General features: G+C 56.7%; 24 protein-coding genes and 2 pseudogenes. 14 read left to right on the top strand and 12 right to left on the bottom strand.

Going from position 1 to position 26,049, the window contains the following annotated elements:
* Positions 1-4: 4 nt before the first annotated feature.
* Positions 5-1,177 carry an RsmB/NOP family class I SAM-dependent RNA methyltransferase gene (locus ACZ1GM_RS07885; protein ID WP_472675974.1) on the top strand — a complete coding sequence of 391 codons (1,173 nt, stop codon included), beginning with the start codon at positions 5-7 and terminating at the stop codon, positions 1,175-1,177.
* Positions 1,178-1,245: 68 nt separating this feature from the next.
* Positions 1,246-1,752, top strand: coding sequence for a tetratricopeptide repeat protein (locus ACZ1GM_RS07890; RefSeq protein WP_472675975.1), 507 nt, complete (start codon positions 1,246-1,248; stop codon positions 1,750-1,752).
* Between the two features lie 9 nt (positions 1,753-1,761).
* Here the strand turns inward: ACZ1GM_RS07890 and ACZ1GM_RS07895 are convergent, their stop codons facing one another.
* Complete coding sequence (locus tag ACZ1GM_RS07895) at positions 1,762-2,232, bottom strand: RNA pyrophosphohydrolase (RefSeq protein WP_472675976.1); 471 nt, start codon at positions 2,230-2,232, stop codon at positions 1,762-1,764.
* Positions 2,229-3,179 (bottom strand): alpha/beta hydrolase, encoded by a 951-nt coding sequence (locus ACZ1GM_RS07900; RefSeq protein WP_472675977.1) that lies wholly within the window; start codon positions 3,177-3,179, stop codon positions 2,229-2,231. Before ACZ1GM_RS07900 ends, ACZ1GM_RS07895 begins: the two co-directional genes overlap by 4 nt.
* Positions 3,180-3,290: 111 nt before the next feature.
* Between ACZ1GM_RS07900 and ACZ1GM_RS07905 the strand changes: the two genes are divergently transcribed.
* The 4 genes and pseudogenes from ACZ1GM_RS07905 to ACZ1GM_RS07920 all read left to right on the top strand — a co-directional run bounded on the left by ACZ1GM_RS07905 (position 3,291) and on the right by ACZ1GM_RS07920 (position 8,162).
* Positions 3,291-4,229 carry a metal-dependent hydrolase gene (locus ACZ1GM_RS07905; protein ID WP_472675978.1) on the top strand — a complete coding sequence of 313 codons (939 nt, stop codon included), beginning with the start codon at positions 3,291-3,293 and terminating at the stop codon, positions 4,227-4,229.
* Positions 4,230-4,266: 37 nt separating this feature from the next.
* Positions 4,267-5,650 (top strand): annotated as a pseudogene (locus ACZ1GM_RS07910) (cryptochrome/photolyase family protein).
* A 55-nt stretch (positions 5,651-5,705) separates the two neighbouring features.
* The gene (locus ACZ1GM_RS07915) at positions 5,706-6,947 is read left to right on the top strand and encodes a class I SAM-dependent methyltransferase (RefSeq protein WP_472675979.1); all 1,242 of its coding nucleotides are present in this window, start codon (positions 5,706-5,708) and stop codon (positions 6,945-6,947) included.
* Positions 6,948-6,962: 15 nt separating this feature from the next.
* Positions 6,963-8,162: a serine hydrolase domain-containing protein gene (locus tag ACZ1GM_RS07920; RefSeq protein WP_472675980.1), complete on the top strand. Its 1,200-nt coding sequence runs from the start codon at positions 6,963-6,965 to the stop codon at positions 8,160-8,162.
* 60 nt (positions 8,163-8,222) lie between these two features.
* On the opposite strand, the gene ACZ1GM_RS07925 is transcribed toward ACZ1GM_RS07920, so the two are convergent.
* The 3 genes and pseudogenes from ACZ1GM_RS07925 to purF all read right to left on the bottom strand — a co-directional run bounded on the left by ACZ1GM_RS07925 (position 8,223) and on the right by purF (position 10,880).
* Positions 8,223-8,567: a PilZ domain-containing protein gene (locus ACZ1GM_RS07925; RefSeq protein ID WP_472675981.1), complete on the bottom strand. Its 345-nt coding sequence runs from the start codon at positions 8,565-8,567 to the stop codon at positions 8,223-8,225.
* A gap of 102 nt (positions 8,568-8,669) precedes the next feature.
* Positions 8,670-9,407 carry an SDR family NAD(P)-dependent oxidoreductase gene (locus ACZ1GM_RS07930; RefSeq protein ID WP_472675982.1) on the bottom strand — a complete coding sequence of 246 codons (738 nt, stop codon included), beginning with the start codon at positions 9,405-9,407 and terminating at the stop codon, positions 8,670-8,672.
* Positions 9,407-10,880, bottom strand: a pseudogene (gene purF / locus ACZ1GM_RS07935) (amidophosphoribosyltransferase). The gene ACZ1GM_RS07930 and the pseudogene purF overlap by 1 nt, the downstream one beginning before the upstream one ends.
* A 208-nt stretch (positions 10,881-11,088) precedes the next feature.
* Here purF and ACZ1GM_RS07940 point away from each other — a divergent pair.
* Genes ACZ1GM_RS07940 through ACZ1GM_RS07955 form a run of 4 tightly spaced genes read left to right on the top strand, consistent with a single transcriptional unit; the run spans position 11,089 to position 13,862 of the window.
* The gene (locus ACZ1GM_RS07940; protein ID WP_472675983.1) at positions 11,089-12,330 is read left to right on the top strand and encodes a lipoprotein-releasing ABC transporter permease subunit; all 1,242 of its coding nucleotides are present in this window, start codon (positions 11,089-11,091) and stop codon (positions 12,328-12,330) included.
* Positions 12,323-13,003, top strand: a complete 681-nt coding sequence (locus ACZ1GM_RS07945) for an ABC transporter ATP-binding protein (protein WP_472675984.1) — start codon at positions 12,323-12,325, stop codon at positions 13,001-13,003. The genes ACZ1GM_RS07940 and ACZ1GM_RS07945 overlap by 8 nt, the downstream gene beginning before the upstream one ends.
* Positions 13,000-13,479, top strand: a complete 480-nt coding sequence (locus ACZ1GM_RS07950) for a glutathione peroxidase (RefSeq protein WP_472675985.1) — start codon at positions 13,000-13,002, stop codon at positions 13,477-13,479. Before ACZ1GM_RS07945 ends, ACZ1GM_RS07950 begins: the two co-directional genes overlap by 4 nt.
* Before the next feature lie 32 nt (positions 13,480-13,511).
* Entirely contained in the window at positions 13,512-13,862 is a 351-nt protein-coding gene (locus ACZ1GM_RS07955; RefSeq protein WP_472675986.1) for a hypothetical protein, read from the top strand.
* 9 nt (positions 13,863-13,871) lie between these two features.
* Here the strand turns inward: ACZ1GM_RS07955 and ACZ1GM_RS07960 are convergent, their stop codons facing one another.
* Positions 13,872-14,165 carry a DUF6958 family protein gene (locus tag ACZ1GM_RS07960; protein WP_472675987.1) on the bottom strand — a complete coding sequence of 98 codons (294 nt, stop codon included), beginning with the start codon at positions 14,163-14,165 and terminating at the stop codon, positions 13,872-13,874.
* A 103-nt stretch (positions 14,166-14,268) separates the two neighbouring features.
* Between ACZ1GM_RS07960 and dnaE the strand changes: the two genes are divergently transcribed.
* On the top strand, positions 14,269-17,742 hold the full coding sequence (dnaE, locus tag ACZ1GM_RS07965) for a DNA polymerase III subunit alpha (RefSeq protein ID WP_472675988.1): 3,474 nt from the start codon (positions 14,269-14,271) through the stop codon (positions 17,740-17,742).
* Here dnaE and ACZ1GM_RS07970 read toward each other — a convergent pair.
* Positions 17,725-18,102, bottom strand: a complete 378-nt coding sequence (locus ACZ1GM_RS07970) for a hypothetical protein (RefSeq protein WP_472675989.1) — start codon at positions 18,100-18,102, stop codon at positions 17,725-17,727. The two genes, dnaE and ACZ1GM_RS07970, sit on opposite strands and share 18 nt — an antisense overlap.
* A gap of 60 nt (positions 18,103-18,162) precedes the next feature.
* Here ACZ1GM_RS07970 and ACZ1GM_RS07975 point away from each other — a divergent pair, with 60 nt between their 5' ends.
* From ACZ1GM_RS07975 to ACZ1GM_RS07985, 3 genes are all read left to right on the top strand, one after another.
* Positions 18,163-19,761 (top strand): long-chain fatty acid--CoA ligase, encoded by a 1,599-nt coding sequence (locus tag ACZ1GM_RS07975; RefSeq protein ID WP_472675991.1) that lies wholly within the window; start codon positions 18,163-18,165, stop codon positions 19,759-19,761.
* Positions 19,762-19,862: 101 nt separating this feature from the next.
* Complete coding sequence (locus ACZ1GM_RS07980) at positions 19,863-20,258, top strand: DUF1330 domain-containing protein (protein WP_472675992.1); 396 nt, start codon at positions 19,863-19,865, stop codon at positions 20,256-20,258.
* A gap of 170 nt (positions 20,259-20,428) precedes the next feature.
* Positions 20,429-21,073 (top strand): hypothetical protein, encoded by a 645-nt coding sequence (locus ACZ1GM_RS07985; protein ID WP_472675993.1) that lies wholly within the window; start codon positions 20,429-20,431, stop codon positions 21,071-21,073.
* A gap of 147 nt (positions 21,074-21,220) precedes the next feature.
* On the opposite strand, the gene ACZ1GM_RS07990 is transcribed toward ACZ1GM_RS07985, so the two are convergent.
* The 5 genes from ACZ1GM_RS07990 to ACZ1GM_RS08010 all read right to left on the bottom strand — a co-directional run bounded on the left by ACZ1GM_RS07990 (position 21,221) and on the right by ACZ1GM_RS08010 (position 25,985).
* Entirely contained in the window at positions 21,221-21,700 is a 480-nt protein-coding gene (locus ACZ1GM_RS07990; RefSeq protein WP_472675994.1) for a hypothetical protein, read from the bottom strand.
* Positions 21,701-21,794: 94 nt separating this feature from the next.
* Entirely contained in the window at positions 21,795-22,913 is a 1,119-nt protein-coding gene (locus tag ACZ1GM_RS07995) for a PA0069 family radical SAM protein (RefSeq protein ID WP_472675995.1), read from the bottom strand.
* 49 nt (positions 22,914-22,962) lie between these two features.
* Positions 22,963-23,490, bottom strand: coding sequence for a molybdenum cofactor biosynthesis protein B (gene moaB, locus ACZ1GM_RS08000; RefSeq protein WP_472675996.1), 528 nt, complete (start codon positions 23,488-23,490; stop codon positions 22,963-22,965).
* Between the two features lie 13 nt (positions 23,491-23,503).
* Positions 23,504-25,216 (bottom strand): lytic transglycosylase domain-containing protein, encoded by a 1,713-nt coding sequence (locus ACZ1GM_RS08005; RefSeq protein WP_472675997.1) that lies wholly within the window; start codon positions 25,214-25,216, stop codon positions 23,504-23,506.
* A 4-nt stretch (positions 25,217-25,220) separates the two neighbouring features.
* On the bottom strand, positions 25,221-25,985 hold the full coding sequence (locus ACZ1GM_RS08010) for a hypothetical protein (RefSeq protein ID WP_472675998.1): 765 nt from the start codon (positions 25,983-25,985) through the stop codon (positions 25,221-25,223).
* Positions 25,986-26,049 lie beyond the last annotated feature (64 nt).

The raw sequence follows: 26,049 nt of genomic DNA on the forward strand, positions 1-26,049 counted from the left end.
CCACATGAGACCGGCGGCACGCGTTCAGACCGCGATAGAATTGCTTGATCAGATCATCGCGGCTGCTGCGGGGCAGGGCGCGCCTGCGGACCGCATTCTGGCGCAATGGTTCAAGAATAACAGATTTGCGGGATCAAAGGATCGCCGAGCCATTCGCGAACTGGTTTATGCCGCGATCCGCGCATGTGGTCCATTGCCGCAATCCGGTCGCGCAGCGATGCTGCGCCTTGCCCAGTTGGACGATACGATCGCTCCGCTGTTTGATGGATCGCAATATGGGCCAGCTGAGATAGCGGGGGCAGAAGCTGTCGCGGATGGCGGGGTTGCGCCCAAGTGGCTTGAGCAAATGCTGGGCAAATCGGGCATTGAGGATGAGGAAGCTAAAGCCTTGCTTGGTCGTGCACCGCTCGATGTGCGGGTGAATACGCTCAGGGCGGAACGCGCGACGCTGCAACTTTCGGTCGAGGTAGAGAATACTGTCGCGCCAAATGGCCTGCGCCTGCCAACCGGTACGCAGGTTGAACAGTGGCCCGCCTATCGCGACGGTTTGATTGAAGTTCAGGACACCGGCTCGCAGCTTGCTTGCGAAGCCGTGGCCGCTAAGCCCGGCGAAACGGTGATTGATCTATGCGCGGGGGCAGGGGGCAAAACTCTGGCCTTGGCCGCGCAGATGGATAATCTCGGTCGCTTGATCGCATGTGATACCGACCGCGGTCGTCTATCCCGTCTTGTCCCGCGCGCCGAGAGAGCTGGTGCGACAAACATTGAAACGCGGCTGTTGAATCCCAGACGCGAAATGGAGGCGCTTGAGGATTTGGTAGGACAAGCCGATGCAGTGCTCATCGATGCGCCATGTTCGGGCACTGGCACATGGCGGCGTAACCCAGAGGCGCGCTGGCGGCTGACCGAACGTGAACTTGCCCGACTTGTAGATCTTCAGGCCTATATTCTTGGTCTCGGTCAGAAACTCCTCAAACCGGGCGGACGGCTGGTCTATGTTACGTGTTCGCTATTGGACGCGGAAGGTGCTGAACAATTCGACATGTTCCTGACGAATAGTCCCACATTGAGCGCTTGCGAAATCGCCCTTCCAGCCGGACGTAGGCATGGTGCGGGCATGCGCCTCACCCCGCTCCATGATGAAACTGACGGATTTTTCATCGCATGTGCAGGATGAGCGTGTTACGACGTTGACAAATGGCTGTCACACCGCCTTCTACAAACACCTCCCCGACGGAGATATTTATGCGTTTCGCCCCCGCCGCAGCGGCCCTATCCTTAGCCTTGGCCGTTACCACAAGTGCAAGTTTTGGTGCGGAACGTGATCCTGAGCCGAGGGCAGCTATGTTGATCGCTCAAGGCGATGCAGCGCTAAAAGCCGGGGACACGCAGGGTGCCATCAACGCATATGAAGCAGCTTTGGTGATTGATCCGGGTTATACTCCGGTGTTTCTCGATCTTGCTCAAGCTGCAAGAGCCGATGGATTGCAGGGCAAAGCCATCCGATATTACCGCGAAGCGCTGACGCGTGACCCGGGCAACCTCGCCGCGATTTCTGGCGAGGGTGAGGCGCTCGTTGAAAAAGGCGCTCTCGAAAAAGCACGACTGAATCTGGCGAAGCTGGAATCACTTTGCGGTGGTGATTGCACTGAGACGAAGACGCTCGCGGCTGCAATTCTTGCAGGCCCGACGGAAACCGTTCTGACCGCCGAGGCAGTGATGCCTGATACTGAGGTTGTTCAGTCGAACTAACACGCTTCGTTAGTCGACAAATGCGGCAATGACCTGCTCATATACTTCGCGCTTGAACGGCACGATGAGCTGTGGAACCTGATCAGGTGACACCCACTGCCATTCGCAAAATTCAGGCGGGTCGTGCGCCTCCAAATTGATATCGCCGTCTGTCCCATCAAAGCGTACGAGAAACCACGTTTGCTCTTGCCCACGATATTTTCCGCCCCAGAGCTTTCCAACGAGTTCATCTGGCAGGTCATAGCGAACGGTCTCTTCCATACACGCCAGCAGAGTGCAGAGATCAGGATTCACCCCTGTTTCCTCAGCTAGCTCACGCAAAGCAGCATCCGCGGGCTCCTCACCGGGATCAATCCCGCCCTGAGGCATCTGCCACGCGCCGCTATCTTTGTTGTCGATCCTTTTACCGACAAACACTTTGCCATCCGCATTGATCAACATGGCCCCGACGCAAGGGCGGTATGCAAGTTCGCTATTCAAGAGTTCTGCTCCAGCATACATTTCATAGCCGCGAATATCCGTTCAAGATCACCTTGGGCGCTCGGGACTGCTTTGCGTAAATTTGTGAAGCTGTGCGTGATACCCTTCATTTCGATCAAGGAGTGGTCCACGCCCGCCTGCGCAAGCGCCGCCGCATAGTCCCGACCAGAATCGCGGATTGGATCAAGGCTGGCGGTGATTACGAGTGTTGGTGGGGTGCCGGTATGGTCAGCAAGCGTAGGGATCGCACGCGGGTCTGACTTGTCAGGCTGATAATTGGACTCAAAGAACTCGATTGATGCTTTGGTAAGGACAAACCCATCGGCGAACTCGTTGATACTGGCCGATGTTATCGCGTCGCTCGCGAGTGGGAAGATCGGCACTTGCAGCGCAACTGGAACGTCAGCCGCATTGTCAGCCAGCGCTTGTGACACGACAATCGAAGCGTTGCCGCCCGCGCTGTCGCCCATGAGGACAAGGCTCGTGACCTTTCGACCAAGTTCGGCCGGGCTGGTTGCTATCCAGCGGGTTGCAGCTTCGCAATCCTCTATCGCAGCGGGGAAGGGGTGTTCGGGTGCGAGCCGATAATCAACCGCCACCACTGGCAAATCCATCTGCGCCGCAATTTCGGTGCACAGGCTGTGATGCGTGTTGAGATTACCAATCACAAAGCCACCGCCATGGTAGAACACAATCACGGGCCCTGGTTCTCGCGTCTCGCGTGCGTCATACAGCCGAAGCGGAATGTCCCCCGCTGGCCCGGGACAACTCAAATCGCGAACCACAGCAAGATCGCGTGGCGGGGCATCGGCCATGATGTGCAAAGCCAGATAGGCGGTGCGGGCCTCTTCGAGCGATACTTCGCTGATCGGCGGTCCATTCATCGCCGTCAACATATCGAGAAATGCTTGCATATCCGCACGAATGAAGGGTTTGGTGTCTGCCATGAGGCCTCTCTGCATTGTGGCTTTGTAATCCACGGCTTAGCCAACAAAGCGAAATGTGCAAATCGGCATGTTCTATGGACCTGATCAATCGGTCTCGCTAGGCGGCGCGATATGGATAATATCACGCACTCGCTGGTTGGCGCGCTGATCGGGCAGACAGGTCTGAAAAAGAAAACTGGCTTGGCAATGCCCGCGCTTATCATCGGCGCAAACCTGCCCGATGTGGATGCGGCCTGTTTCTTCTGGCTGGAGGGGACAGAGCATCTAGGCTTCAGGCGCGGGATCACCCATGGGCCACCGGCGTTGATCCTCTTGCCGATCATCCTGGCCGGCCTGTTGTGGGGTTTTGATCGATGGCAGGCGAAACGTGGAAAGCGCCCCGAGGGGCGACGCCCGGTCAATTTTAAGTGGCTTTGGGCGCTCAGCTTTCTCGGTTGTCTGACGCACCCGGCGCTCGATTGGCTCAACGTGTACGGCATCAGGTTGCTGGAGCCATTCTCTTCGCGCTGGTTTTATGGCGATACTCTGTTCATCATTGATGTTTGGTTGTGGGCGCTAATGGGGTTCGCCACGTGGTTTTCCCTTCGCAGAGAAAAACGAGGTGGCGACTGGAAAAGGCCGGCACAAACGGCGTTGCTCATCAGTGTAGCCTATATCGCAATGAATGGCCTGATCACTGCGAGAGCTGAGAGTAACCCGCAAGACGCACCGACGGGCACGGACATTGTTATCGCCAGCCCGCCGCCGCTTGCGTTTTGGGAACGCGATGTGATTACCGGTGGCAACGGGCTTTACGCCATCAGCGGCCCGACTGCGCAGGGGCCAACACTGCCAGGGGTCCCGCTGGACCGCTGTGACCTGGACGCTGCGCGCGAACAAAGCACGCAGATTGACGCGTTCCTTTTCTGGTCGCGCACACCCTATATCGAACCCAGGCAGGATGGGACATTGTGGCTTAAGGACGCTCGCTTCAGCGATCCCCGCGCTAGCGGTCGTTTTGAAGTTCGACTGCCCGAAGGTACGTGCGCCGGATTGCGTACAGAGTTTTGAGGCGGAACCGTGAAGCGCTATGGCGGTTACTCTATTTATGAGTAAACCACAGATAGTTTGGCTGCGTCGCGACCTGCGCATGGCCGACAATCCGGCCCTGTATGAGGCCGCAAAACTCGGCCCGATTGTAGCAGTTTATGTGCTCGATGATGAGCGGCCCAAATCGCATGCCTATGGTGGTGCGAGCCGGTGGTGGCTGCATCATTCGTTGGAAAGCCTTTCTGCAAGTCTTGGACAGCGCAATGCCAAGCTGATTCTGAGGCGCGGCGATGCGGTTGAGCAGCTGCTAATGGTTGCGAAAGAAGTGGGAGCCGAAACGGTCCATGCGAACCGGCATTATGAACCGTGGTGGCGCAAGGCGCAGGGCGACCTGAAGGATCAGATCGACGTGCAGCTTTACGATGGCAATTATCTGTTTCCGCCGGGGCATATCACCACCGGATCGGGTGATCCGTATAAAATCTACACCCCCTTTTCCAAAGCTATGCTGACGCAGATGCCCCCGCGCGATGCAGTGCCGGAACCTGAAACAATCTCCTCACCGGGCACGCAGCCCAAATCAGACAGTCTTGACGATTGGGGGTTGCTGCCCACCAAACCTGATTGGGCAGGCGGCATGCGCGAATTCTGGGATGTGGGCGAGAACGCGGCCCATGAGCGTCTCGATTGGTGGGCGGATCACGTCGCTGATTATGACAATGATCGCAATTTGCCATCGGTCGACAAGACGTCGCAACTATCGCCGCATTTGCATTTTGGCGAGATCAGCCCGGTTCAGATCTGGCACGCATTGAAAGGGCGCCGCGGGGATGGCTGGGCGACGTATGAGAAAGAGCTGATCTGGCGCGATTACGCTCAAAACGCGATCTGCCAGTTTCCCTCATATGCGTCGCAGAATTATCGCGAGGACTTCGACAGACTTGAGTGGCGTGACCCCGACAACGAGGATCAAGCGGCGGAGGATTTTGAAGCATGGACCAAGGGGCAAACCGGCTATCCGATCGTCGATGCGGGCATGCGACAGCTGTGGCAAACCGGGTGGATGCATAACCGCGTGCGCATGATCGCGGCCAGCTTCCTCATCAAGCACTTGCTGATTGACTGGCGCAGGGGGGAGCAGTGGTTTTGGGACACGCTGGTTGATGCTGATCTCGCGTCCAATGGGGCAAACTGGCAATGGGTCGCTGGCACCGGAGTAGATTCCAACATGTTCGTGCGGATCATGGCTCCATTGACTCAGAGCGAGAAGTTCGATGCGGCTCGGATACATTCGCGCATACGTCCCGGAACTGGCCGATCTATCCGATGCCGACATCCACGATCCGCACGACGACAAGCGTGGCGACTATCCGGTCAAGATCATCGCCCATAAAGAGGGACGAGCGCGCGCTCTGGCTGCATACAAAGCCATTAAAGACTAGCCATCCGTCGCATGCACGCTTGCCAGCGGAATAGCGCTTCGCCATAGCATCCGATATGGATGGGATGACGGGCAATCGTGGCGTTGATCTGATCGACGGTGGGCAGAAATTTGCCCGAAAGCCGGGACTTGTCGCCCGATTGATCGCTCCCGGATTCTCCAAAATTGCCGATCGTGTTGACCGGGCACTGATTGACGGCGCAATTCACACTACCTTCCCGGATGGTTCCCAACGGACCGTCGGTGGCCGCGTTCCTGGTTTCGAATGCTCACTACACCTTCACAGCTGGAATGCCCTCGTTCGCCTAGCGAGCAACGGCTCCGTTGGTTGGTATCAGGCGTGGGAAGCAGGCGAATGGTCCTGTTCTGATCTGGTGGCGTTGTTTGCGCTGTTCAATCGCCATGCCGAGCGTTTGGGGGATACTGCGCGTGCCAAGGGACCATTCAAGCATGCGCTGAGGCTCGCGCATCTGTGGAACAGGAACACCCAAGCTCAGGCGCAAAAGAACATTTCGGCTCACTATGACCTGGGAAATGATTTTTACGCGGCGTGGCTCGATGAAACGATGAGCTATTCGTCGGCGCTTGAGCTGACCGACAGATCGCTTGCCGATGGCCAGCAACGCAAGTGGGAGGCGCTGGCCTTGCGGCTTGGAGAGCCAGAGGACGTGCTTGAGATCGGATGCGGTTGGGGCGGGCTTGCCGGTTTTTTCGCTCGGGGCGGTTCGCATGTCACAGCGATCAGTCTGTCGGACGAGCAGCTACGTTGGGCGCGAGCAACCCAGTCGCCCGAGATCGATTTTCGCAAGCAGGATTACCGCGATGTCGCGGGGCAATACGATGCTATCGTCAGTGTCGAGATGGTCGAGGCACTGGGTCGCGAGTATTGGCCGACATTTATGGATTGCGTCGCCAGCAACCTGAAGCCGGGCGACCGCGCGGCAATTCAATATATTTCGATGCGCGATGATTTGTTTGATGCTTATGCGGCCAGCGCTGACTTCATACAGGCGTACATTTTCCCCGGTGGATTGTTGATCCGCACGAGCGAATTCCGCAAGCTTGCGGAAAAGCGCGGCCTTGAATGGCGTGATCAGGTCGATTTCGGCCAAGACTATGCTGAAACGCTGAAACTCTGGCGTGAAAACTTTGACATTGCCGTACGTGAACAGCGTTTGCCTGCTGGTTTTGACCAGAGGTTCTGCGATTTGTGGCGATATTATCTTATGTATTGTGAAGGCGGCTTCCGCGCAGGCGGCATTGACGTCCATCAAGCAACTCTGGTTAAGTCCTCTTAATCGGAGGGGACCACCATGAAGAAAATACTTGTCACGGCTTTGATCGTCATAGCCGCCGCGGTCGGCATTGGGTGGTTCTCGCTCGACAAAGATGCCCGGGCCGTCATCGCGCAGATGCCGACCGATACAAACGTCCTGTTCTGGGATGTTGAGCAACGCGATGCCGCCTTTCGTGCTCTGGATGCATTCCCGGCGTTGGCAGAGGCGCGTGTCATTGAGTCAGGCGATACAGTGTATCCATTGCCGGTAGGTGAGCCGCTGACAATCGCGATGGACACCGTGCAGTATATGAAGGATCAGCGCGCCTCTTCTCTGATTATCATCCACGACGGCAAGGTAGTTTTCGAGGAATATGGGCTGGATTTCTCCGCTGATGGGAAATGGACCAGCTTTTCTGTGGCCAAGAGCCTGACCTCAACCATGGTAGGCGCGGCCATCAAAGATGGGGCAATCACGTCGCTCGACGATCCGGTGACAAAGTACATCTCTGACCTTGAAGGTTCCGCGTACGCGGATGTTTCTGTTGAGCAGCTGCTGACGATGACATCGGGCGTGCAATGGAATGAGGATTACACCGATCCAAACTCCGACGTCGCAAAATTCAATGATCACGTCGCCGAAGATGGTCTGGACGTGACGGTCAGCTATATGCGCCAGCTTCCTCGAGAGGCGCCTGCGGGCGAAAAATGGGATTACAAAACCGGTGAAACCAATCTGATCGGCGTCTTGGTGAGCGAAGCCACCGGTAAGCCGCTTGCTGAGTATTTGTCGGAAAAGGTCTGGAAACCCTTTGGTATGCAGCAGGATGCCACATGGCTACTCGGCCCGACGGGTCATGAGATTAGCGGCTGCTGTATTCAGGCCGCAACGCGCGATATGGCGCGCTTTGGCCTATTCATTGTGGGCGGTGGTCAAATCGACGGCGAGTCGATCCTGCCGGATGGATGGCTGGAAGCTGCGACGACCAAGCAAGCGCCCACAGGCGCTCCGGGCCGCGGTTATGGCTACCAATGGTGGACCAATGATAATGGTAGTTTCGCTGCACAGGGTATCTTCGGACAGGGGATATTTATCGATCCGGCGCGAAACCTGGTGATTGCATCAAACAGCAACTGGCCAACTGCAACAGATCACGCCGGCGTGGGTGCGCAGCGTGAGCGATTCTATCGGTCTGTTCAGGAAGCGGTGGACGCGCGAGAAATAGCGAGCAATTGAGGTCAGGGATATTGCGAGTCAGACGCGCGACCTTGCGCCTTGCACTCACACATCAAATGATCAGTTACCGTATACGCCTGCGCCGCTGTAGCGTGCGATGATGTTGTCATGCACGATTGGGCTAAGCAGTTCAGTGAATGCGCAACCGACCTGGCAGTTTTCCCACCAGACAACTTGTGCCTGAAGCGATTCGAGACCGGGCAGCGTTAACCAGCAAACCTGGCCTTCATGCATGCGATTGATCGCTGCGGCAGAAAAGCCGGACAGTGACAGGTCATGCACAACAGTTTGAAAGGCCCGACCTCCCGATGCACGCAACTGTCCGGGGATGGTCAGCTTTGTACGGGGTGAGCAGCGATCTTCCTGTGCTGCGATGTGGTAACGGTCCTGGGTGGCATAGGACATAGTAATTTCGCTCCTTAAACACTCGGTTAGGAATCACTTGCCCCCTGTGATCCGCGATGAGTTTTGGCACGTTTTCGGTTTAAGAAGTGTCTAAGGAAAAGGTTAAGGATTCCTTTCCACGCGCTCTTTGTGGCCCGTCGGGTAACCTGCCGTCACGAGTTCACAAATTCGCGCCGCCACATCCTCTGGTGGCTTCACGGTATTTGGGTCCTCACCGGGATATGCTTTGGCTCGCATGTCAGTGCGTGTGGCGCCCGGATCAATGATGGCGATACGAATATCACCAAGGTTTTCAACCTCTTGCGCATAGCTTACAAGGAGATTGTCAAATGCTGCCTTGGTTGAGCCATACGCACTCCAATATGCACGTGGCGTGGCCCCGACACTGCTGGTAAGGCCAATTACGTAAGCGGTATCTGCACGCTTTAGCATCGGATCAAATGCGGCGAGTAGTGCCTGAGTTGCGAGGACATTAATTGTTATGGCCTGACTGAACTGTTTGCCATCAATCTGAGTAATTGGTGTTAAGCTCGGCAGGTATGCCCCTGAAATAACGAGAATATCAAGTGTATCCCAGCGTCCGGACACGGCATTTGCCAGTCTTGCGATGCCGTCAGCCTCCGTCAGATCAACAGGCGCAATGGTTGATGTGCCGCCATCATCATGGATGGCGTCTTCGACGCCTTCAAGCGCGCTGACGTCGCGTGCCGTCAAAATGACATGGGCGCCAGCCGCAGCCAGAGCTTTTGCCGTCGCAGCACCGATACCCTTGCTTGCGCCGGTAACGAGTGCGGTCTTGCCCGCCAACGGGCCGGAATCCGAAGACGCTTGTTCTGTCATCAATCCACTTTTTCTACTGGAAGCGAGAGCTGGCTATCCTCGTTCGTGCGCTGAGCCAGATCGGTCAGCGAGGTTGGATAATTGCCAGTGAAACAGGCGTCGCAAAATTGCGGCGCTTCCTCTATCCGTGGTTTCTCGCCGACCGCACGGTACAAACCATCAATCGACACGAATGCGAGACTGTCTGCTTTGATGAATTCGCGCATCGGCTCCAGATCCATGCGCGCAGCGAGCAGTTTTGAACGTTCAGGCGTATCGACTCCGTAAAAGCAACTATGGGCGGTCGGTGGACTAGCCACTCGAAAATGCACCTCGGTCGCGCCAGCATCACGCATCATTTCGACGATGGAAAGGCTGGTAGTCCCCCGGACAATCGAATCGTCAATAAGAACGATGCGTTTCCCCTCGACCAATCCGCGATTGGCGTTGTGTTTGCGCTTCACCCCGGCGTGACGCGCGCCGTCGGATGGTTGAATGAAGGTTCTGCCAACATAGTGTGACCGGATAATGCCCAATTCGAACGGAACGCCCGATTCCTGCGCATATCCGATAGCTGCTGGCACACCGCTATCCGGTACAGGCACGACCAGATCGGCATCGCAAGGGCTTTCGATTGCGAGCTGCGCGCCGATGGCTTTGCGCGCTTCATAGACGCTCCGCCCGGCAAAATAGCTGTCAGGACGACTGAAATAGACATGCTCAAAAATGCAGGGCCGCGGATTGTGATTGCCGAAAGGTCTCAACGATTTGACTTTACCGTCAAATCCAACCTGGACTAGCTCGCCAGGTGCGATTTCCCGCTCCAATTCTGCGCCAACCACATCGAATGCCACACTCTCGCTGGCAAAGAGCACTGCATCACCGATCCTACCCATAACCAGCGGCCTGATGCCAAGTGGATCGCGGCACGCGATCATGCCCTCTGGTGTCATCACCACCAGCGCATAGGCACCCTCGAGCAAACGCAGGGCGTCGACCAGCTTGTCGACCATGGTGGGGTATCGGCTCGTCGCGACGAGATGAATGATCACCTCAGTGTCAGAGGTGGACTGGAAAATCGCTCCGCGCTGGACCAATTCTTCGCGCAGCACCTGAGCGTTTGAAATATTGCCGTTATGCGCGACCGCAAAACCGCCACTGGCGAGATCAGCATAAAGCGGCTGCACATTCCTAAGGCCCGCGCCGCCGGTCGTCGAATAACGGACATGACCTGCGGCCATATTGCCGGGCAGAAGGTCTAATGCTTCCTGGCTTGAGAAGTTTTCCGCAACATGGCCGAGACCTCGCTGCGAGTAGAACATCTTGCCGTCAAAGCTGGTGATACCAACTGCTTCCTGACCGCGATGCTGAAGGGCATGAAGACCCAAAGCCGTTGCTGCGTACCGCGTCAGTTGCCCCGATAGCGCCAAACACTCCGCATTCCTCGCGAAGTTTGTCACCATCTGCATCACACCATGGATGAGTGAAATTCATGCCGCCTGCGCCTGTCCCGTTCGCCGCCAGTGAACCGCGCTGGCAATGGCCATATTACGATCAGATTACAAGGGTGCTTTGGGTCTTATCGCACGATTGTTCGATTAGTTGGCCAAAGACACATGCATGTTGATGCAAGCGCGTGCTTCATTGCAGCGCAAGCAAAGAGCGATTAGTGGCTGAAAACTAATCTTCAGCAGGGCACCTAGTGTTACTTTCGACATTCGAACGGACAATCGCAAAACGGTATTTGCTGCCGGGCAAGGGCGAGGCGTTTATCGCGCTGGTCGCGGGTATCTCCATTGGCGTGGTGATGCTGTCGGTGGCGATGCTGGTTATCGTGATGAGCGTCATGAACGGGTTTCGTGCCGAGTTGCTCGACAAGATCGTCGGCTTGAACGGACATGCCATCGTTCAGGCCTATGGCGGTCGTCTCGATGATTGGGAGACTGTTCTCGAAGAGGTACGCGAGACGCCCGAAGTGGTCGAAGCATCGCCTTTGATTGAACAACCTCTGCTCACGACATTCAATGGCCGTGTTGAGGCGATATTGCTGCGCGGCAATACCGACGCCGACATTGGCAAGTTGAGCGATAAGCTGATCAGCGGCAATTTGTCAGAACTTCAAGCGGGGGCGAGCAACGTCGCGATTGGAGTGCGGCTTGCTCAGAATATCGGCGCACAGGTCGGCGATACCATCACCATCATTAACCCTCAGGGGCGCAGTACACCATTTGGAACTGTCCCGCGCCAGGTCGGCTATCGGGTCGCGGCCATCTTTGAGGTGGGCATTTACGACTATGATCAGGCGTTTGTTGTGATGCCGATGGAGGATGCGCAGACGCTGCTGCTGATTGGTGAGACAATCGGCATGATCGAGGTGAAGGTGACCGATCCGGATCGCGTCGAAGATATACTGGAGCCAATAGCCGAAAGCCTGTCCGGCAGGGCAATCGTAAACGATTGGAAGACAATCAACGCGTCGCTGTTTGAGGCATTGCAGGTCGAGCGTGTCGCCATGGCATTTGCACTGAGTTTCATGGTGTTGGTCGCCGCTTTTAATATCCTGTCGAGTCTCGTGATGCTGGTGCGAGCCAAAACGCGCGACATCGCAATCATGCGAACGATGGGGGCGACGCGGAAGAGTTTGCTCAAGATATTTGTCACAACCGGCTTCACGGTCGGGGCAATCGGAACGGTGGCCGGTTTGATCTTGGGCGCTGTGGTGCTGTATTTCCGTGAGTCGATTGTTGGCGTCATCGCGGCAGTGACCGGGCAGGAACTATGGGATCCGGAAGTGCGCTTTCTGTCCGCTCTGCCGTCGCGGCCTGATCCGGTGGAGATCGCGATGATTGTCGGGCTCGCGCTGCTGCTTAGCTTCCTTGCGACGCTGTATCCCGCGTGGAAGGCAGCAAGCACAGATCCAGTGCAGGTGCTCCGCTATGAATAGCGCCACACCCATTGTTGAGCTTCGCGGCCTGACACGCAGCTTTGAACAAGGCGGCGTGAGGATTGATGTGCTTCGCGGTGTAAATCTAACCATCAATCCGGGTGAGATCGTGGCGCTGCTTGGTCCCTCCGGCTCAGGCAAGTCGACAATGCTTCAGGCCGTTGGCCTTTTAGAGGGCGGTTTTGGCGGCGAGATTGTCATTGCCGGTGAGGCTGCTGAAAGAAGCAACGCAAAGGCGCGCACTCGGTTGAGACGCGACCACCTTGGCTTTGTCTATCAATTCCACCATCTCTTGCCGGACTTCGATGCGCTGGAAAACGTAGTTTTGCCTCAGCTGATTGCTGGCACTGCGCGCGAGATGGCGACAGAGCGAGCAGAGCATTTGCTGACATCGCTCGGGCTTGGTCATCGCCTCGATCACCGACCAAGCCAGCTTTCGGGCGGTGAGCAGCAACGCGTAGCTGTCGCGCGCGGCCTGGCTAATCAGCCCAAACTGGTTCTCGCTGATGAGCCAACCGGAAATCTCGATGAAGCGACCTCTGACCGCGTGCTCGCGCAATTCCTTGAACTTGTTCGCGGCGAGGGCAGCGCGGCGTTGATCGCTACGCACAATGAGCGGTTGGCGGCCAAAATGGACCGCGTGGTTCGTTTGCATGAAGGGATTTTGGAATGACCACTATTGCCGATTTCACCGTGAAAACGAACAGCGGCGAAGAGCTGAACCTTTCTGATAAGAAAGGCAAAGTCCTGCTCGTCGTAAATACGGCGAGCAAATGTGGTTTCACACCGCAATATGACGGTCTTGAGGTGCTGTTTCAGCAGTTCATAGATCGCGACTTTGAGGTGCTGGGCTTCCCGTGCAATCAGTTTGGCAATCAGGAACCGGGCGATGCCGATGAAATCGCGGAGTTTTGCAAGTTGAACTTTGGCGTCACATTCCCTTTGATGGAAAAGGTCGAAGTGAATGGCTCTGGTGCATCACCTTTGTTCGATTGGATGAAAGGTGAGGCAAAGGGATTGATGGGAACAACTGCGGTCAAATGGAATTTTACGAAGTTTTTGATCGACCGCGAAGGTAATGTAGTGAAGAGGTTCGGACCAAGCGACAAACCGGAATCTATCGCGCGGCACATCGAAAAACTACTGTAACCGGCAAGGCTCACCCATCGAAAGGAACCAATATGTTGGCAGACATCAATGAATGGTTCCTCGCGCTTGGCGCAGAGTATGGCGTAAACCCCTATATTTTCGGGGGAATTTATGTTGGCGCGATCCCGTTTTTCATTCTCTCAATCGGTTGGCTGGTGCGCAATGCACGGGCAGGTAAGTCGACCGTTTTGCCCACGATGCTCGCGGGTTTCTTCTTCGTATCTGCTTATATCTACCTCGCCATTGCAGGCCGTAACATTCCGGTGTGGGTCTGGATATTCCTGGCCGCGCTGATCGCGTATGGCGCATGGTCGACCATTCGCGATACGCGCAAGAAGATTGCCGATGCCAAAGCCGAAGCGAAGGCGGAGGATACCATCTAGGGCGCCTGTCTAGTCGATCAGGTGCCAGCGCAATGGTTTGCAATTTTCGCGAACCATGGCTCCCCTGGCTTCAAGGTCGAGCTGAACAGTTTTTGCCCACCAGCCAGATGTTTTTCCGCCAGGAAACAGGTCTTGATCAAGCCGTGGTTTTACGAGTTCGCGGATTTCATCTTGCGTCGCTCCGGGTGCCGAGCGGGGCAGTGCAGCCTCAAATGCGCGTTTCATCTCGGCATATTTGGCGGCGTTCACGCGCGTTTTCCGACCTGGATGGTTGATGTTCTCCACTTCGATCATGTCTGTCATGTTGGCCTCACGCGGGGTTCCCTCCACGTCTTAACACAGTTTTTCCCCAAGGCGACTTTGCCTGCCTCTTGAACCGGTGGGTCCGCCGTATACCGTGGCGTTCATGCCCTTCGCACCTTTCGTTCCATTTCGTGTCCTGTCCTCCTACTCCATGCTTGAAGGGGCGATTGAACCGAAGGCGATGGCGAAGCTGGCAAAGGAGCGGGGGTTCCCGGCGATAGCGTTGGCTGATCGTAATGGCCTCTATGGCGCAGTGATGTTTGCCAAGGCATGCCGCGATGAGGGCATCCAGCCAATCGTAGGGACGTTGCTGGGCATTGCACGCGACGAAGAAGGGCGGACAGTCGATTATCTGCCGCTCTTCGCGCAAAATGATCAAGGTTATGACAATCTGTGTCATCTGGTCAGCAAAGCGCATTTGGATCGCCCATTAGAGTTTGAGCCTCATGTCCAGATTGCAGAATTGGACGGTCGAACAAGCGGGCTGATCGCGTTTACCGGGGCGAGTGAGGGAGCCGTCACTCGCTTACTGGCGGAAGGTCAGGTTGAACATGCGACAACGCAGCTGGATCGATTGCAAGAGCTCTTCCCTGACCGCCTTTATGTCGAGCTTTCCCGTCGAGGCGATCCGGTCGAGCAATCGGCCGAAGAGCAGTTGCTTGAAGTCGCTTACGCACGTGATCTGCCACTCATTGCGACCAACCCTGCCAATTTTGGCGATCCGCATATGCACAAGGCGCATGACGCGATGCTGTGTATCGCAGGGTCTACCCATGTGGATGCGGAGGATCGGGCGCGTTCCAATGCTGAAAGCTTCGTCAAATCCGCCAGAATGATGGAGGAGGCATTCGCCGATATTCCGGAGGCGATTGGCAACACGTTGGTTGTCGCGCGGCGCTGCGCCTTTGCGCCGCCTTATCGAGACCCAATCTTGCCGAGTCTTGCCGGCGATATCGAAGGCGAGGCGAAAATGCTGGCGGAGGATGCGCGAAAGGGTTTGGAGGAGCGGCTCGCGCCTTATGGTGAGCTGACCGAGGACGAGCGTAAGGCCTATTTTGATCGGCTCGATTACGAGATCGAAATTATCGTCAATATGGGTTTTCCGGGCTACTTCCTGATTGTTGCCGACTTCATCAAATGGGCCAAGGATCAGGACATTCCAGTAGGGCCGGGCCGTGGGTCGGGTGCCGGTTCAGTCGTCGCATGGGCGCTGACCATTACTGATCTGGACCCTCTTCAGCTTGGCCTGCTGTTTGAGCGCTTCCTTAATCCCGAACGTGTCTCAATGCCCGACTTCGATATCGATTTCTGCGAAACGCGGCGCGGCGAGGTTATCCGTTATGTGCAGGATAAATATGGCCACGATCACGTCGCGCAGATCATCACCTTTGGTAAGCTGAAAGCGCGTGCTGTCCTGCGCGATACAGGCCGCATCCTGCAAATGAGTTATGGTCATGTGGATCGGCTCTGCAAAATGGTCCCGAACCACCCGACTGACCCCTGGACCCTGCCGCGCGCATTGAATGGGGCGGCGGAGTTCAAGCGCGAATATGACAATGACAACGAGGTTAAGCGGCTCGTTGATCTGGCGATGCAGCTGGAGGGGTTTCCGCGCAATTCCTCAACGCATGCCGCCGGCGTTGTGATTGGTGACAGGCCGCTGGCGCAACTCGTGCCGCTGTATCGCGATCCACGCTCTGACATGCCGGTGACCCAGTTCGATATGAAGCATGTCGAAAGCTCCGGTCTGGTCAAATTCGATTTCCTCGGTCTCAAGACGCTGTCCGTATTGCGCAAGGCCGTCGATCTGCTTGAGAAGCGGGATATCGCCATTGACCTGTCTGCGCTCGAACTTGATGATGCGGCAGTCTATGAGTTGATGCAGGCGGGTAATACGGTCGGCGTCTTCCAGCTTGAATCCGAGGGGATGCGCCGCACGCTGACGGCGGTGAAGCCTAGCAATTTCGGCGATATTATTGCGCTCGTTTCGCTTTATCGCCCCGGCCCAATGGACAACATTCCGCTGTTCGGCAAACGTAAGGCGGGTGTCGAGCCGATCGAGTACCCGCATCCCAAGCTCGAGGGCATTCTTGCCGAGACATACGGAATTTTCGTCTATCAGGAACAGGTTATGCAAGCCGCGCAGATCCTGGCCGGATACTCTCTGGGAGACGCGGATTTACTGCGCCGCGCCATGGGTAAGAAGGTTCAGGCGGAAATGGACGCACAGCGTCAGCGTTTTGTTGACGGCTGCCAGGAAGTCTCTGGCATTGAGAAAAAGCAAGCGAATGAACTGTTCGATTTGATCGACAAGTTTGCTGGCTATGGCTTTAACAAATCACACGCCGCAGCTTACGCTTTGCTGGCGTATCAAACGGGATGGATGAAGGCGCATTACCCAGAGGAATTTTACGCCGCATCGATGTGTTTCGACATGCACCAGTCAGAAAAGCTGGCCGTGTTCGTCGATGATGCGCGGCGGCACGACATCACTGTGCTGGCGCCTAGCATAAATCACTCTGAAGCCGAGTTCACCGTCGAGGCAACTGATGATGGTTTTGGTGTCCGGTATGCGCTGGCGGGCATTCGCAATGTTGGCGAAAAGGCGATGGACGCCATCGTTGCAGAACGCGAGGGCAGCGGGCCTTTTGTAAGCTTGAAAGACCTGTTTGAACGTTTGCCGAAAGGCGCAATGAACTCACGCGGGCTTGAGGCGCTCGCATGCGCTGGCGCTTTGGATGAGTTGGAACCAGACCGGGCGAAGGTGCACGGCAACGCTGACTTGTTGCTGGCCATCGCTGACGCTGCCGAACGCGAGCGGTCGAGCGGGCAGGGCGGCCTGTTCGGAGGCGAAGATCAAGCCGAAGAGGCCTTGCGATTAAAGGAGGTGGAGAGCTGGACCCGTGCCGGGCAGATGGCGATGGAGCGCGAAAACTTCGGCTTTTATTTCTCTGCTCATCCGGTTGAAAGCTACCGTCAGGTTGCATCGGCCAATGGCGCACGATCGTATTCCTCCTTGATGGAGGGCGGTGCGCCTGCCGGTGGCCGAGCGCCGGCTGTGATGGCGGCGATGGTCGAGAAGGTAAATCGCGGGAAAACCCGACGCGGTAAGGACTTTGTTCGCGCCGATTTCTCTGACAGTTCGGGGCAATTCAGCGCGGCGTGCTTTGAAGAGGCCATGGTCGAGAAATTCGAACAGTGGGCGGCTGATGGCTCATGCGTATTGCTGCAGGTGGAGCTGGACTCCCCGAACCCCGATGAACCTCCTCGCATTACCGTACGCGGAGGAACCCCACTGGAGCAGGTGAGCGCCAATGCGCGCATGCGGATGACGCTGGAGGTGTTGAGCGAGGAAGCGCTTGGCGAGTTACAGATGGAGTTAGGGGCAGGAGGTGGAACCGGAGAGGTTTACGCGACCTTGCGGATTGGCGGCGATGTTGAACCCACATTGCGGCTTGGCGGGAAATTCCAGCTTGATGGCGAGCTGGCAGAACGGCTTGCAGGAGTGGAAGGGTTGGAGAAGGTGCAGCTTACCTCGCGTCGCACTGGCGGCGCTCAACTACGAGCTGTCGCTTAGGCTCACGACTTTTTTTGATGCCGGACTCCGTTTGAAAATCGGTGTAAACCGCGCCGTCACCAGCAGCATAGTTGGCACCAGCATTGTGTTCCATAGGTCGGTGTAATGGTATTCCCAATTGGTCGTATATTCACGCGACACGTTCCACTGCCAATCGAGAACTTCGCCCAGTACCGCAGCAAATAGTACGAGCAGCCACGGCTTCACACTGGCTGCGGACCAGCGCATGATCAGGCATGATCCCAAATAGATGATCACCGCGACATAGATATGCAGTGCGTCTTTCGCGAGACCAACATTCTCAACGATCAACTGCTTCAGCTCAAAATACGGAGTGGCTAGGTCAAGATTCTCAATCATTGCCAAGCGCCTAATCCCTCGGCATGAATACCTCCAGAACATATTGGGAGAGAGATAATAATGTTGGGAGCAATGCAGGATTGGAGCATGCGGATCACGCATGTGATTGACCATGCAGCCCGCGAGTCAGGTACGCGCGAAATCGTGACGCGCTGGGCCGATGGCAGTGAGACCCGCACCGACTGGGCCGGTATCCGGCGCGATGCACTCAAGATGGCTCAGGCGCTGCAAGCTCTGGGCCTGAAGAAAGGCGATAAGGTCGCCAGCCTTGCGATGAATCACTCTCGCCATCTGGTCAGCTGGTATGGCGTTGCGGGTATGGGCGGGGTCCTCCACACGGTGAACCCGCGCCTGTTTGATGATCAGCTCGAATACATCGTCAACCATGCTGAGGATAAGGTGCTGTGTTACGATGCAGCGTTCCAGCCAATCGTCGATAAGATGAAGTCCAAATGGACCACCGTTGAGCACTACATTTGCTATGATTCTGGTGAGCACAGCCCCGCTTTCGAAGACTGGATCGGGGCGCAGGATGGCGAGTTTGAGTGGGTGACAGGGCCTGAAACTGAGCCATGCATGATCTGTTATACCTCAGGTACGACCGGCAATCCGAAAGGCGTTCAGTATGAGCATCGTTCTACCATGATGCATGCGCTGGCAGGTTTGCAGCCTGCTGCGTTCAACTTCAGCGCGTCATCGGTGATGCTGCCCGTTGTTCCTATGTTTCATGCCGCGAGCTGGGGGCTGCCCTATGCAGGCGCAATGGCGGGGATTAAATTCGTGTTCAGCGCGGTCAACGATCCCGCTGTCCTGCACGAATTGATGCTCCGCGAAAAGGTGACGGACAGCGCGGGTGTGCCCACGGTCTGGCTTGCGCACTTCCAATATTGCGACAAGGAAGGCATCGACCTCCCACCGCTCAAGGCCGCGACGATTGGCGGCTCTGCCTGTCCGCGCTTTATGATCGAGCGGCTGATGAAGAACGGCACGCGAGTACAGCATGCCTGGGGCATGACCGAAACCAGCCCCATTGGCACGGTTGGCGGGCCAACCTGGGATTGGGACGAGCTGACCTTTGAAGAGAAAGTCGACAAGACCGCGATGCAGGGGCGCCCGATCTTTGGGGTTGAGCTGCGCACGGTTGACCTCGACGACATGGCGACCGAGCTGCCGCGCGATGGCAAAACCTCTGGCGCGCTGCAAATTCGCGGGCCGTGGATTATCAAGCGCTATCTCAAGGCGGAGCAGGATGCGGCCAATAATGAGGGGTGGTTCGACACTGGCGATGTTGGCATCATCCATCCGGATGGCACGCTGCAACTAACCGATCGAACCAAGGATGTGATCAAATCGGGTGGCGAGTGGATCAGCTCAGTCGAGCTGGAAAACGCAGCCGTCGGGCATCCCGATGTGGCCGAGGCTGCGTGCGTCGGCATGTATCATCCCAAGTGGGATGAACGGCCTGTGCTGTTTGTGGTGCGCTGCGAAGGCTCCGAAGTCACTGGCGGCGAGATTATCGAGCATCTCAAGCCGCTGATCGCGAAATGGTGGTTGCCCGATGCAGTGGAGTTCGTTGACGACATTCCGCACACCGCAACCGGCAAGATCAGCAAGAAAGATCTGCGCGACCGTTTTGCTGATTATAGGCTTGAGGGATAACGTATTCGTCATTCCCGCGAAGGCGGGAAGCCAGCTTGCTACCATAGTGGCTCCTCATCTGGACCCCCGCCTGCGCGGAGGTGACAAGAAAGGTAAAAACAATGTTCCAACCCCATATCGACCCGTCGCGCGCAAATTGGCGGGCATTTAAAGACCTGCCGCGCGACGAGCCGATCCATATGCTTAACCTGCTGCTCTATCGTGATGCGGCAGAGTATCCAGATGGTCATGAGCATGCGGGTAAGGGGTGGTCTGGTCACCGGGCCTATGAGGAGTATGGCAAGACCAGCGGACCGATCTTTCGCCGCGTAGGCGGAGATATTGTGTGGCGCGGTGTGTTTCAGACGATGGTAACCGGGCCAGAGGAGCGCCCGTGGCACGATGGCTTTGTCGCGCAATATCCGGGTGCCGGGGCATTCTTTGAGATGGTCAGCGATGCAGACTATCAGCTAGCTGTAGTGAACCGAACGGTACCGCGCTGGTCGATAGCCGTCTGATCCGGTTTAAGCCGGGTGATGTTGGCGGGGGCTTTGGGTGAAGTCCGCTATCGACCCAAAGCTCGCCGAAGCTTTGTTGGCGCGGCCTAAAATTCAGAACAACTCGGAAAGTTGATCTGGCGGTCCTCAATATCAATCGTTACGATCCTGTTCAACGTAGAGGATTACCCATGTCTCAGCTACACCTATCTGTCGCTATCCTAGCATTGGGATTGTCGAGTCCATCGTTGGCTTTAGGGTCAAAGGACACCCCGCCGAATCCAGATGATTGGGCCGGCTACACACCGATTCCGAACCTCGATTGGGAAAGCCAAAGCACTCGTCGCGCCACCTTTATGCCGCAAGATATTGGAGCAATATCCATTGAACTTCAGGTGGACTACAAAGAACGCGTCGTTTTGATCAGAGTGAAAGACCAGCGCTCGCGGCGATCAGGTAATACCCCCGGAGGCCTTAGTTCCAAGATCATGTCCGGTAGTGCACCACTTGAGAGATGGAACGATCTGATTGCTTTGGATCAGACAATTTTGCCGCAACAAACCCGCTTTATTGTTGAGCCTGATCCGGATTTTATTCCGAGTACACGAGATTGTTTTTTCGACGAACTGTACATCGAAGCTTCGAACGGCAACGGTGAGTTTTGGCGTCGGGCTGTCGACGAGTGCAATCAAGACGATAGAGTTTCCGCCTACTTCGACAAGATGGTCGAGATTGCTCTTCCTGCCTTAGAAGAATGCGATCGATATGCTACTCTGACAGATACTCGGAAGGCACTGTTTAATTGCATTGGGGACTTTGGGCAGTCCGCTCAATAGCGAAGAAATCACGGAGCCAACGCGCGGCACTCCTTAGTTCGAGCTGACATGAACGTCCGCCTGGAGTCGACCCATTTGCGGACTGAGATCAGCGGCGAAAAAGAGCGAAGGATCGCTACGGACGACTACCTAAAGCCACACTTCCCGCTATCCAGCCGCACATTGAACTGTTGCGGGTCTTTGCTCCTTTTTCGCGGCGTAGAACTGATCATATAGCGTGCAGGGAACATTGCTGGTCGGTTGAAGCATTTCCAATACTTTACCATCGCGTTCCACAAAGAAAGTCGCGGCTTTCTCTGATCGACCATTAAACTCGAATGCCAGGATTAAGACGCCGTAGCTCCCGCTCCCGGCGGAATCATGTACCTCGAAATCGGCTGCTGCACTGGTTAGCTCATTGCGAAATCTGCTCCCGCCGATTTGTTCGCGGGCCCGCGTCATTTGCTCCACAAATGCGCCAGGATTATCCGTCAAACTCGCGGCATCTTGAAGACTGCCAGCCGCAGCTTTTTGACGAACCTGAACGTAGGTCTCTAGCATTGTAGCCTCATCCGTCGATGCGCTTGCTTCGCAGCCAGAAACAGATATCGCGACGACAACAAGGGCTGACCAAATGTACGTTTTCACGGCAACTCTCCGACAGAACCTACGAGCTTATCCGTCAGGCATTGAGAATTCGCAAACAGTCGAATTGTCCGCTTTCACCCCCAATTTCTGATATTCACAACAACCGCATCTGCCCGCCAACTTCCGGCCTTCTGAACTGCGTGCAATCCAGCTCAAACCGATCGCTCATCTCGCTGCTCAGGCCCGTCGCGTGAATGCCGGCGCGCTTGCAGGCCACATTAAAACGTCGTCGGAACAGCTCCGCCCAAACCCCGCTTGGTCTCAGCCGAGAGAAGAACTCCGGGTCATTGTCGCGGCCATTTCTGATAGAGCGCACAATGCTCATCACCTTGCCCGCGCGTTCGGGGTAATGCACATCCAGCCATTCGCGAAACAGCGGCGCAACCTCATGCGGCAGGCGTAGTGGTATCCAACCGGCGCTCTGCACACCCATTGCAGCGGCGCGTTCGACAATCTCCTCCATAAACTCATCGGTGATAGCCGGGATAATTGGCGCAATCGAGCAATGGGTGGGGATGCCAGCGTCCACCAACCTGCCAATCGCCGCCATACGTTTCGCAGGGGAGGCCGCGCGCGGCTCCAGCTTTTGCGAGAGGGTGGGGTTGAGGCTGGTCACTGAGGTTGCGACTGCAACCAGCCTCATCTCCGCCATAGCGGACAGGATATCGAGGTCATCACAAACCCGGTCCGATTTGGTGGTAATGGTTACGGGGTGGCGCGCGTCCAGACACACCTCGAGGATCTGTCGCGTGATGCGATAGCGCCGTTCAATCGGCTGATATGGGTCGGTATTGGTGCCCATCGCGATTGGTCGTGGTTTGTATTTTGGCTCGGCTAGTGTTTTGCGCAGAATTTCTGCCGCATTGGGTTTCGCGAATAGCTGCGTCTCAAAATCAAGGCCGGGGGAGAGGTCATGATAGGCATGGGACGGGCGCGCAAAGCAATACACGCATCCATGCTCGCACCCGCGATAGGCATTGATGGACCGGTCAAACGCGATGTCGGGTGACTGATTAAACGCGATAATGGTCTTGGGATTTTCTTCGGTCACATGCGTGCGCAGTTTGACGGGTGGGCCGCCTTCATCTTTGGCAAGCGCCTCAATATAGTCACGCCAGTCGCCGTCGGTTTCGCGCTCCGCAAGGCCGAAACGGGTCGAGACGTTTGCCGAGGCCGCTCCTCTGCCTTTTTCCACTTTCCGCGCGACGCCCATATGGGAACAAATAAAGAACAAAAGCGTGGATGGCAACCTGTGCCTAAAATCAAATTTCCTTGAGGCGCGGCATTAGCTCAACAAAGTTGCAGGGCCGATTGCGGCTGTCGAGCTGTTCATCGAGGATACCGTCCCAACCATCTTTCACCGCGCCGTTCGATCCGGGCAGAGCGAAGATGTATGTCCCGCGTGCCACCACTGCGCAGGCTCGACTCTGCACGGTGCTGGTGCCGATGGATTTAAGGCTGAGATAGCGGAAGACCTCGCCGAAACCGGGAATGTCTTTGCTTTTGACGCGGTCGAGCGCCTCCGGTGTCACATCTCGCCCGGTCAGGCCAGTGCCGCCGGTGGTGACGATGGCATCGATGCTTTCATCATCAATCCAGCGATGCAAATGCGCAGCGATTTCCTCGGCGCTGTCTCTGCTGATTTCGCGGTCGGCCAGCTCATGGCCTTTGCCTGTAATCCGCTCTGCCAGAATATCGCCCGATGTATCATCGGCGAGCGTGCGCGTGTCTGACACGGTCAGCAATGCGATACGGATCGGCTTGAAATCTCGGCTTTCGTCAATCGCCACGTGATTCTCCGTCTTATCGCTCTTGGGGAAATGCTGGCCATTCATTCTGCGCCAAAGCCTCGCGGCTTGCCGCCGGCGCATTAGCCTGACGCAGATACATCCAGTAGTTGCGCATTACGATATTCACATAGCCGCGCGTTTCCCAATAAGGGATCGATTCCATCCAAGTCAGCGGATCATTCTGGTCTCGCACCTCAAAGTTCCAACGGGTCACGGGGGTAAGGCCTGCATTATACGCCGCCATCACTTTTGGCAGATGGCCGCTTGTAATGCTGGACTGACTCAGCGCTTCCAAAGCCCGCTGCCCGAAGGCGAGGTTAGTCGAGGCGTCCTTAAGGTTGGCATAGCGCGCATCGAGGTTGATCGAGCGGGCATATTCACGCGCGGCAATCGGGCGGATTTGCATCAGGCCGATTGCATTGGCGGGGCTCACCACACGCTCGCGAAAGTTCGATTCCTGCAAGGCATGGGCAAAGGCCAGGGCCGGGTCCACGCGCCATCCGCCCAGCGGTTGTTGATAGGTAACGGGCCATCGCCAGCTGGGGTCAGGAGCAGCCCCACGCGGGGCATTGTAGGCCATAAACCGCTGCGTGCTTGCGAGGCCCAGCGCGCGGGCGAGCCTACCAAGGCTGCGGAATTCGCGCGGATTGCCAGTGCGTGCCTGAAACCGCAGCGCTTCATCAGCCGCGCTCTTGCGCCCCAGCTCGGCAAGCATGACCGCCTGACGAACGGCAGGTTCATCAGACAGGCTCTGCCAATCATCGCGCGACAGGTCGGGCGTCGCGTGATCGCCGGGCAGGGCATGTCCCAAGGCCTCGATCGCCAGCATGCCATACAGTGTTTCGTCATATTGCGACGCGGATCGTAGCTCGCGGACGGCCAGTTCGGGTTCGCGGCAACGGGTCAGCGCACGGCTCGCCCAGTAATGCCCGGCGGCTCTTAGCTCCACGTCGCCCGTCGCGGCGGCTACGCTGCGAAAGCTGTTGCTGGCCTCCCCACAATTGCCGAGCCGCCATGCCGCAAGCCCGGCAACCCATTCACCCTCCGCGACCCAAGGTCCGCTGCCTTCGGCTACCGTCCGCGCAAGACCCAGCGCCTCTGGATCTCGGTTCTCAATGTAGTAACTCCACGCAACGCGCTGACGCCATTCTGCCCGGGCGGCGGATGAGAGCGAGGCATCAATGCCATCAAGCAAGAGGCGCGCACCGTCCGGATCATCATCACGAATGTGTTGGAGGATCGCCGAGGAAACCGAGCCCGGCATCGTGCCATCATTAGTCGGGCGAGGGCGAATGCGCCGCGTGATCCCCGGTTGCCTGCTGAGCGATTGCGCGCGAGCGAGACGTGGTGGATTGGTAAGACCCCGCTTTTCCGCAAGCCGCACGATCCCCTCTGCCTCTGGCAAATCGCGATAGGCGCCGAGCCAAGCGGTAAGCCGCTCAAGCGGGATGGGTGGGCTATCGGGATGGAGGAAATACTCCGCCATTACCGCGCCATGAAGCGGACCGCTGGCTCGCTCAGTCAGCAACTCTTCGACCCGCAGCCAGTTTCGCGTGTCCAATGCCTCATAAAATGAGCCGTAATAAGCCCGGTCGTCTGTATTCAGCAGCGTTGGCAGCGCCGCCGCTTTCCCCTCGGTGAAATACGCAATGCTTTGCTCATTCGCATTTGCGGGTGCGAAGGTGAGCAGTGTTGCAGCGCTCAGCGCGATCAGAGTGGGTTTCATAGGGTTATTGAGACCAATCCAGCCATTGTTTCCAGAAGCGCTCTCTGCGTCCGGCAGAGCGCGCGAGATTGTCTAGAGAAGGAGCGAACATGACGGGCGGCAAGTCCTGATCGGCATCGCCAATCGCCTCTTGCAGCGCGCGGCCAAATACGATCACCCTTTTGGCCGCGGCGAGCCGAATATGATGCCGCGTCAAAGTGCCAAGCCCTTGAGAGGCGAGCGTCTCCCAATCCGGCATCGCCATTACCGAGGGCAAAACGGATCCGCGATATGTGCGCGCCGCATCAATCTGCATCGCCCGCAGCACACCCTGCATAATCTGCCCTTGAGGCCCGCTAAGCAGTTGATCTTTGTCCTGTTGATCGGGCTGCGCGACCAGAACCATCAACTCGGCATTGGCTGAGCCAATTGGAGCAACACGGTGTGCGGGTGCAAGTGGTGACAGGCTATCATCGCTCATCCAGAAGCTTTGGAAGGCAGCCAGATCGCTCGGCAGCCCTTCAGCATTTGCCGCGATCTGCGTCGCCGGTTTGTTCGACAGGGCACGCTCCAAAGCATTTGCCGGCTCCTTGGGCCGCTTCGCCGCTTCAACTTGTTTTGCCTGCGCCTGTTTCTTGATTGGCTCTGCAGACGTTTCCGGCGCGAGCCAGGTCGTGGTCTCACCCGCAAAATCGCAGTCGACCCCGGCCAGTTCCCACCATTGAGCTGCGGCGGCGAAATCGCGTGCCGGGTCAGAATTCTGCAAGATATGATGAGAAGAATTGCTCATGGATTACGTGGCGTCACTCTTGACCTCTCGCGCGCCTGCAATCAAGGCATGATCCACGTACTTG

The organism is Qipengyuania sp. JB2-7 (genome assembly GCF_055693485.1).

What these genes read in the sequence shown, in the direction of transcription:
- ACZ1GM_RS07915 (WP_472675979.1), top strand. Translation starts at nt 5,706, where the DNA reads ATGGATGGGATGACGGGCAATCGTGGCGTTGATCTGATCGACGGTGGG.
- ACZ1GM_RS07955 (WP_472675986.1), top strand. Translation starts at nt 13,512, where the DNA reads ATGTTGGCAGACATCAATGAATGGTTCCTCGCGCTTGGCGCAGAGTAT.
- ACZ1GM_RS07930 (WP_472675982.1), bottom strand. Translation starts at nt 9,407, where the DNA reads ATGACAGAACAAGCGTCTTCGGATTCCGGCCCGTTGGCGGGCAAGACC.
- ACZ1GM_RS07970 (WP_472675989.1), bottom strand. Translation starts at nt 18,102, where the DNA reads ATGATTGAGAATCTTGACCTAGCCACTCCGTATTTTGAGCTGAAGCAG.
- ACZ1GM_RS07950 (WP_472675985.1), top strand. Translation starts at nt 13,000, where the DNA reads ATGACCACTATTGCCGATTTCACCGTGAAAACGAACAGCGGCGAAGAG.
- ACZ1GM_RS07890 (WP_472675975.1), top strand. Translation starts at nt 1,246, where the DNA reads ATGCGTTTCGCCCCCGCCGCAGCGGCCCTATCCTTAGCCTTGGCCGTT.
- ACZ1GM_RS07995 (WP_472675995.1), bottom strand. Translation starts at nt 22,913, where the DNA reads ATGGGCGTCGCGCGGAAAGTGGAAAAAGGCAGAGGAGCGGCCTCGGCA.
- ACZ1GM_RS07945 (WP_472675984.1), top strand. Translation starts at nt 12,323, where the DNA reads ATGAATAGCGCCACACCCATTGTTGAGCTTCGCGGCCTGACACGCAGC.
- ACZ1GM_RS07960 (WP_472675987.1), bottom strand. Translation starts at nt 14,165, where the DNA reads ATGACAGACATGATCGAAGTGGAGAACATCAACCATCCAGGTCGGAAA.
- ACZ1GM_RS07905 (WP_472675978.1), top strand. Translation starts at nt 3,291, where the DNA reads ATGGATAATATCACGCACTCGCTGGTTGGCGCGCTGATCGGGCAGACA.
- ACZ1GM_RS08005 (WP_472675997.1), bottom strand. Translation starts at nt 25,216, where the DNA reads ATGAAACCCACTCTGATCGCGCTGAGCGCTGCAACACTGCTCACCTTC.
- ACZ1GM_RS07885 (WP_472675974.1), top strand. Translation starts at nt 5, where the DNA reads ATGAGACCGGCGGCACGCGTTCAGACCGCGATAGAATTGCTTGATCAG.
- ACZ1GM_RS07900 (WP_472675977.1), bottom strand. Translation starts at nt 3,179, where the DNA reads ATGGCAGACACCAAACCCTTCATTCGTGCGGATATGCAAGCATTTCTC.
- ACZ1GM_RS07925 (WP_472675981.1), bottom strand. Translation starts at nt 8,567, where the DNA reads ATGTCCTATGCCACCCAGGACCGTTACCACATCGCAGCACAGGAAGAT.
- ACZ1GM_RS08010 (WP_472675998.1), bottom strand. Translation starts at nt 25,985, where the DNA reads ATGAGCAATTCTTCTCATCATATCTTGCAGAATTCTGACCCGGCACGC.
- ACZ1GM_RS07985 (WP_472675993.1), top strand. Translation starts at nt 20,429, where the DNA reads ATGTCTCAGCTACACCTATCTGTCGCTATCCTAGCATTGGGATTGTCG.
- ACZ1GM_RS07980 (WP_472675992.1), top strand. Translation starts at nt 19,863, where the DNA reads ATGTTCCAACCCCATATCGACCCGTCGCGCGCAAATTGGCGGGCATTT.
- dnaE (WP_472675988.1), top strand. Translation starts at nt 14,269, where the DNA reads ATGCCCTTCGCACCTTTCGTTCCATTTCGTGTCCTGTCCTCCTACTCC.
- ACZ1GM_RS07975 (WP_472675991.1), top strand. Translation starts at nt 18,163, where the DNA reads ATGTTGGGAGCAATGCAGGATTGGAGCATGCGGATCACGCATGTGATT.
- ACZ1GM_RS07920 (WP_472675980.1), top strand. Translation starts at nt 6,963, where the DNA reads ATGAAGAAAATACTTGTCACGGCTTTGATCGTCATAGCCGCCGCGGTC.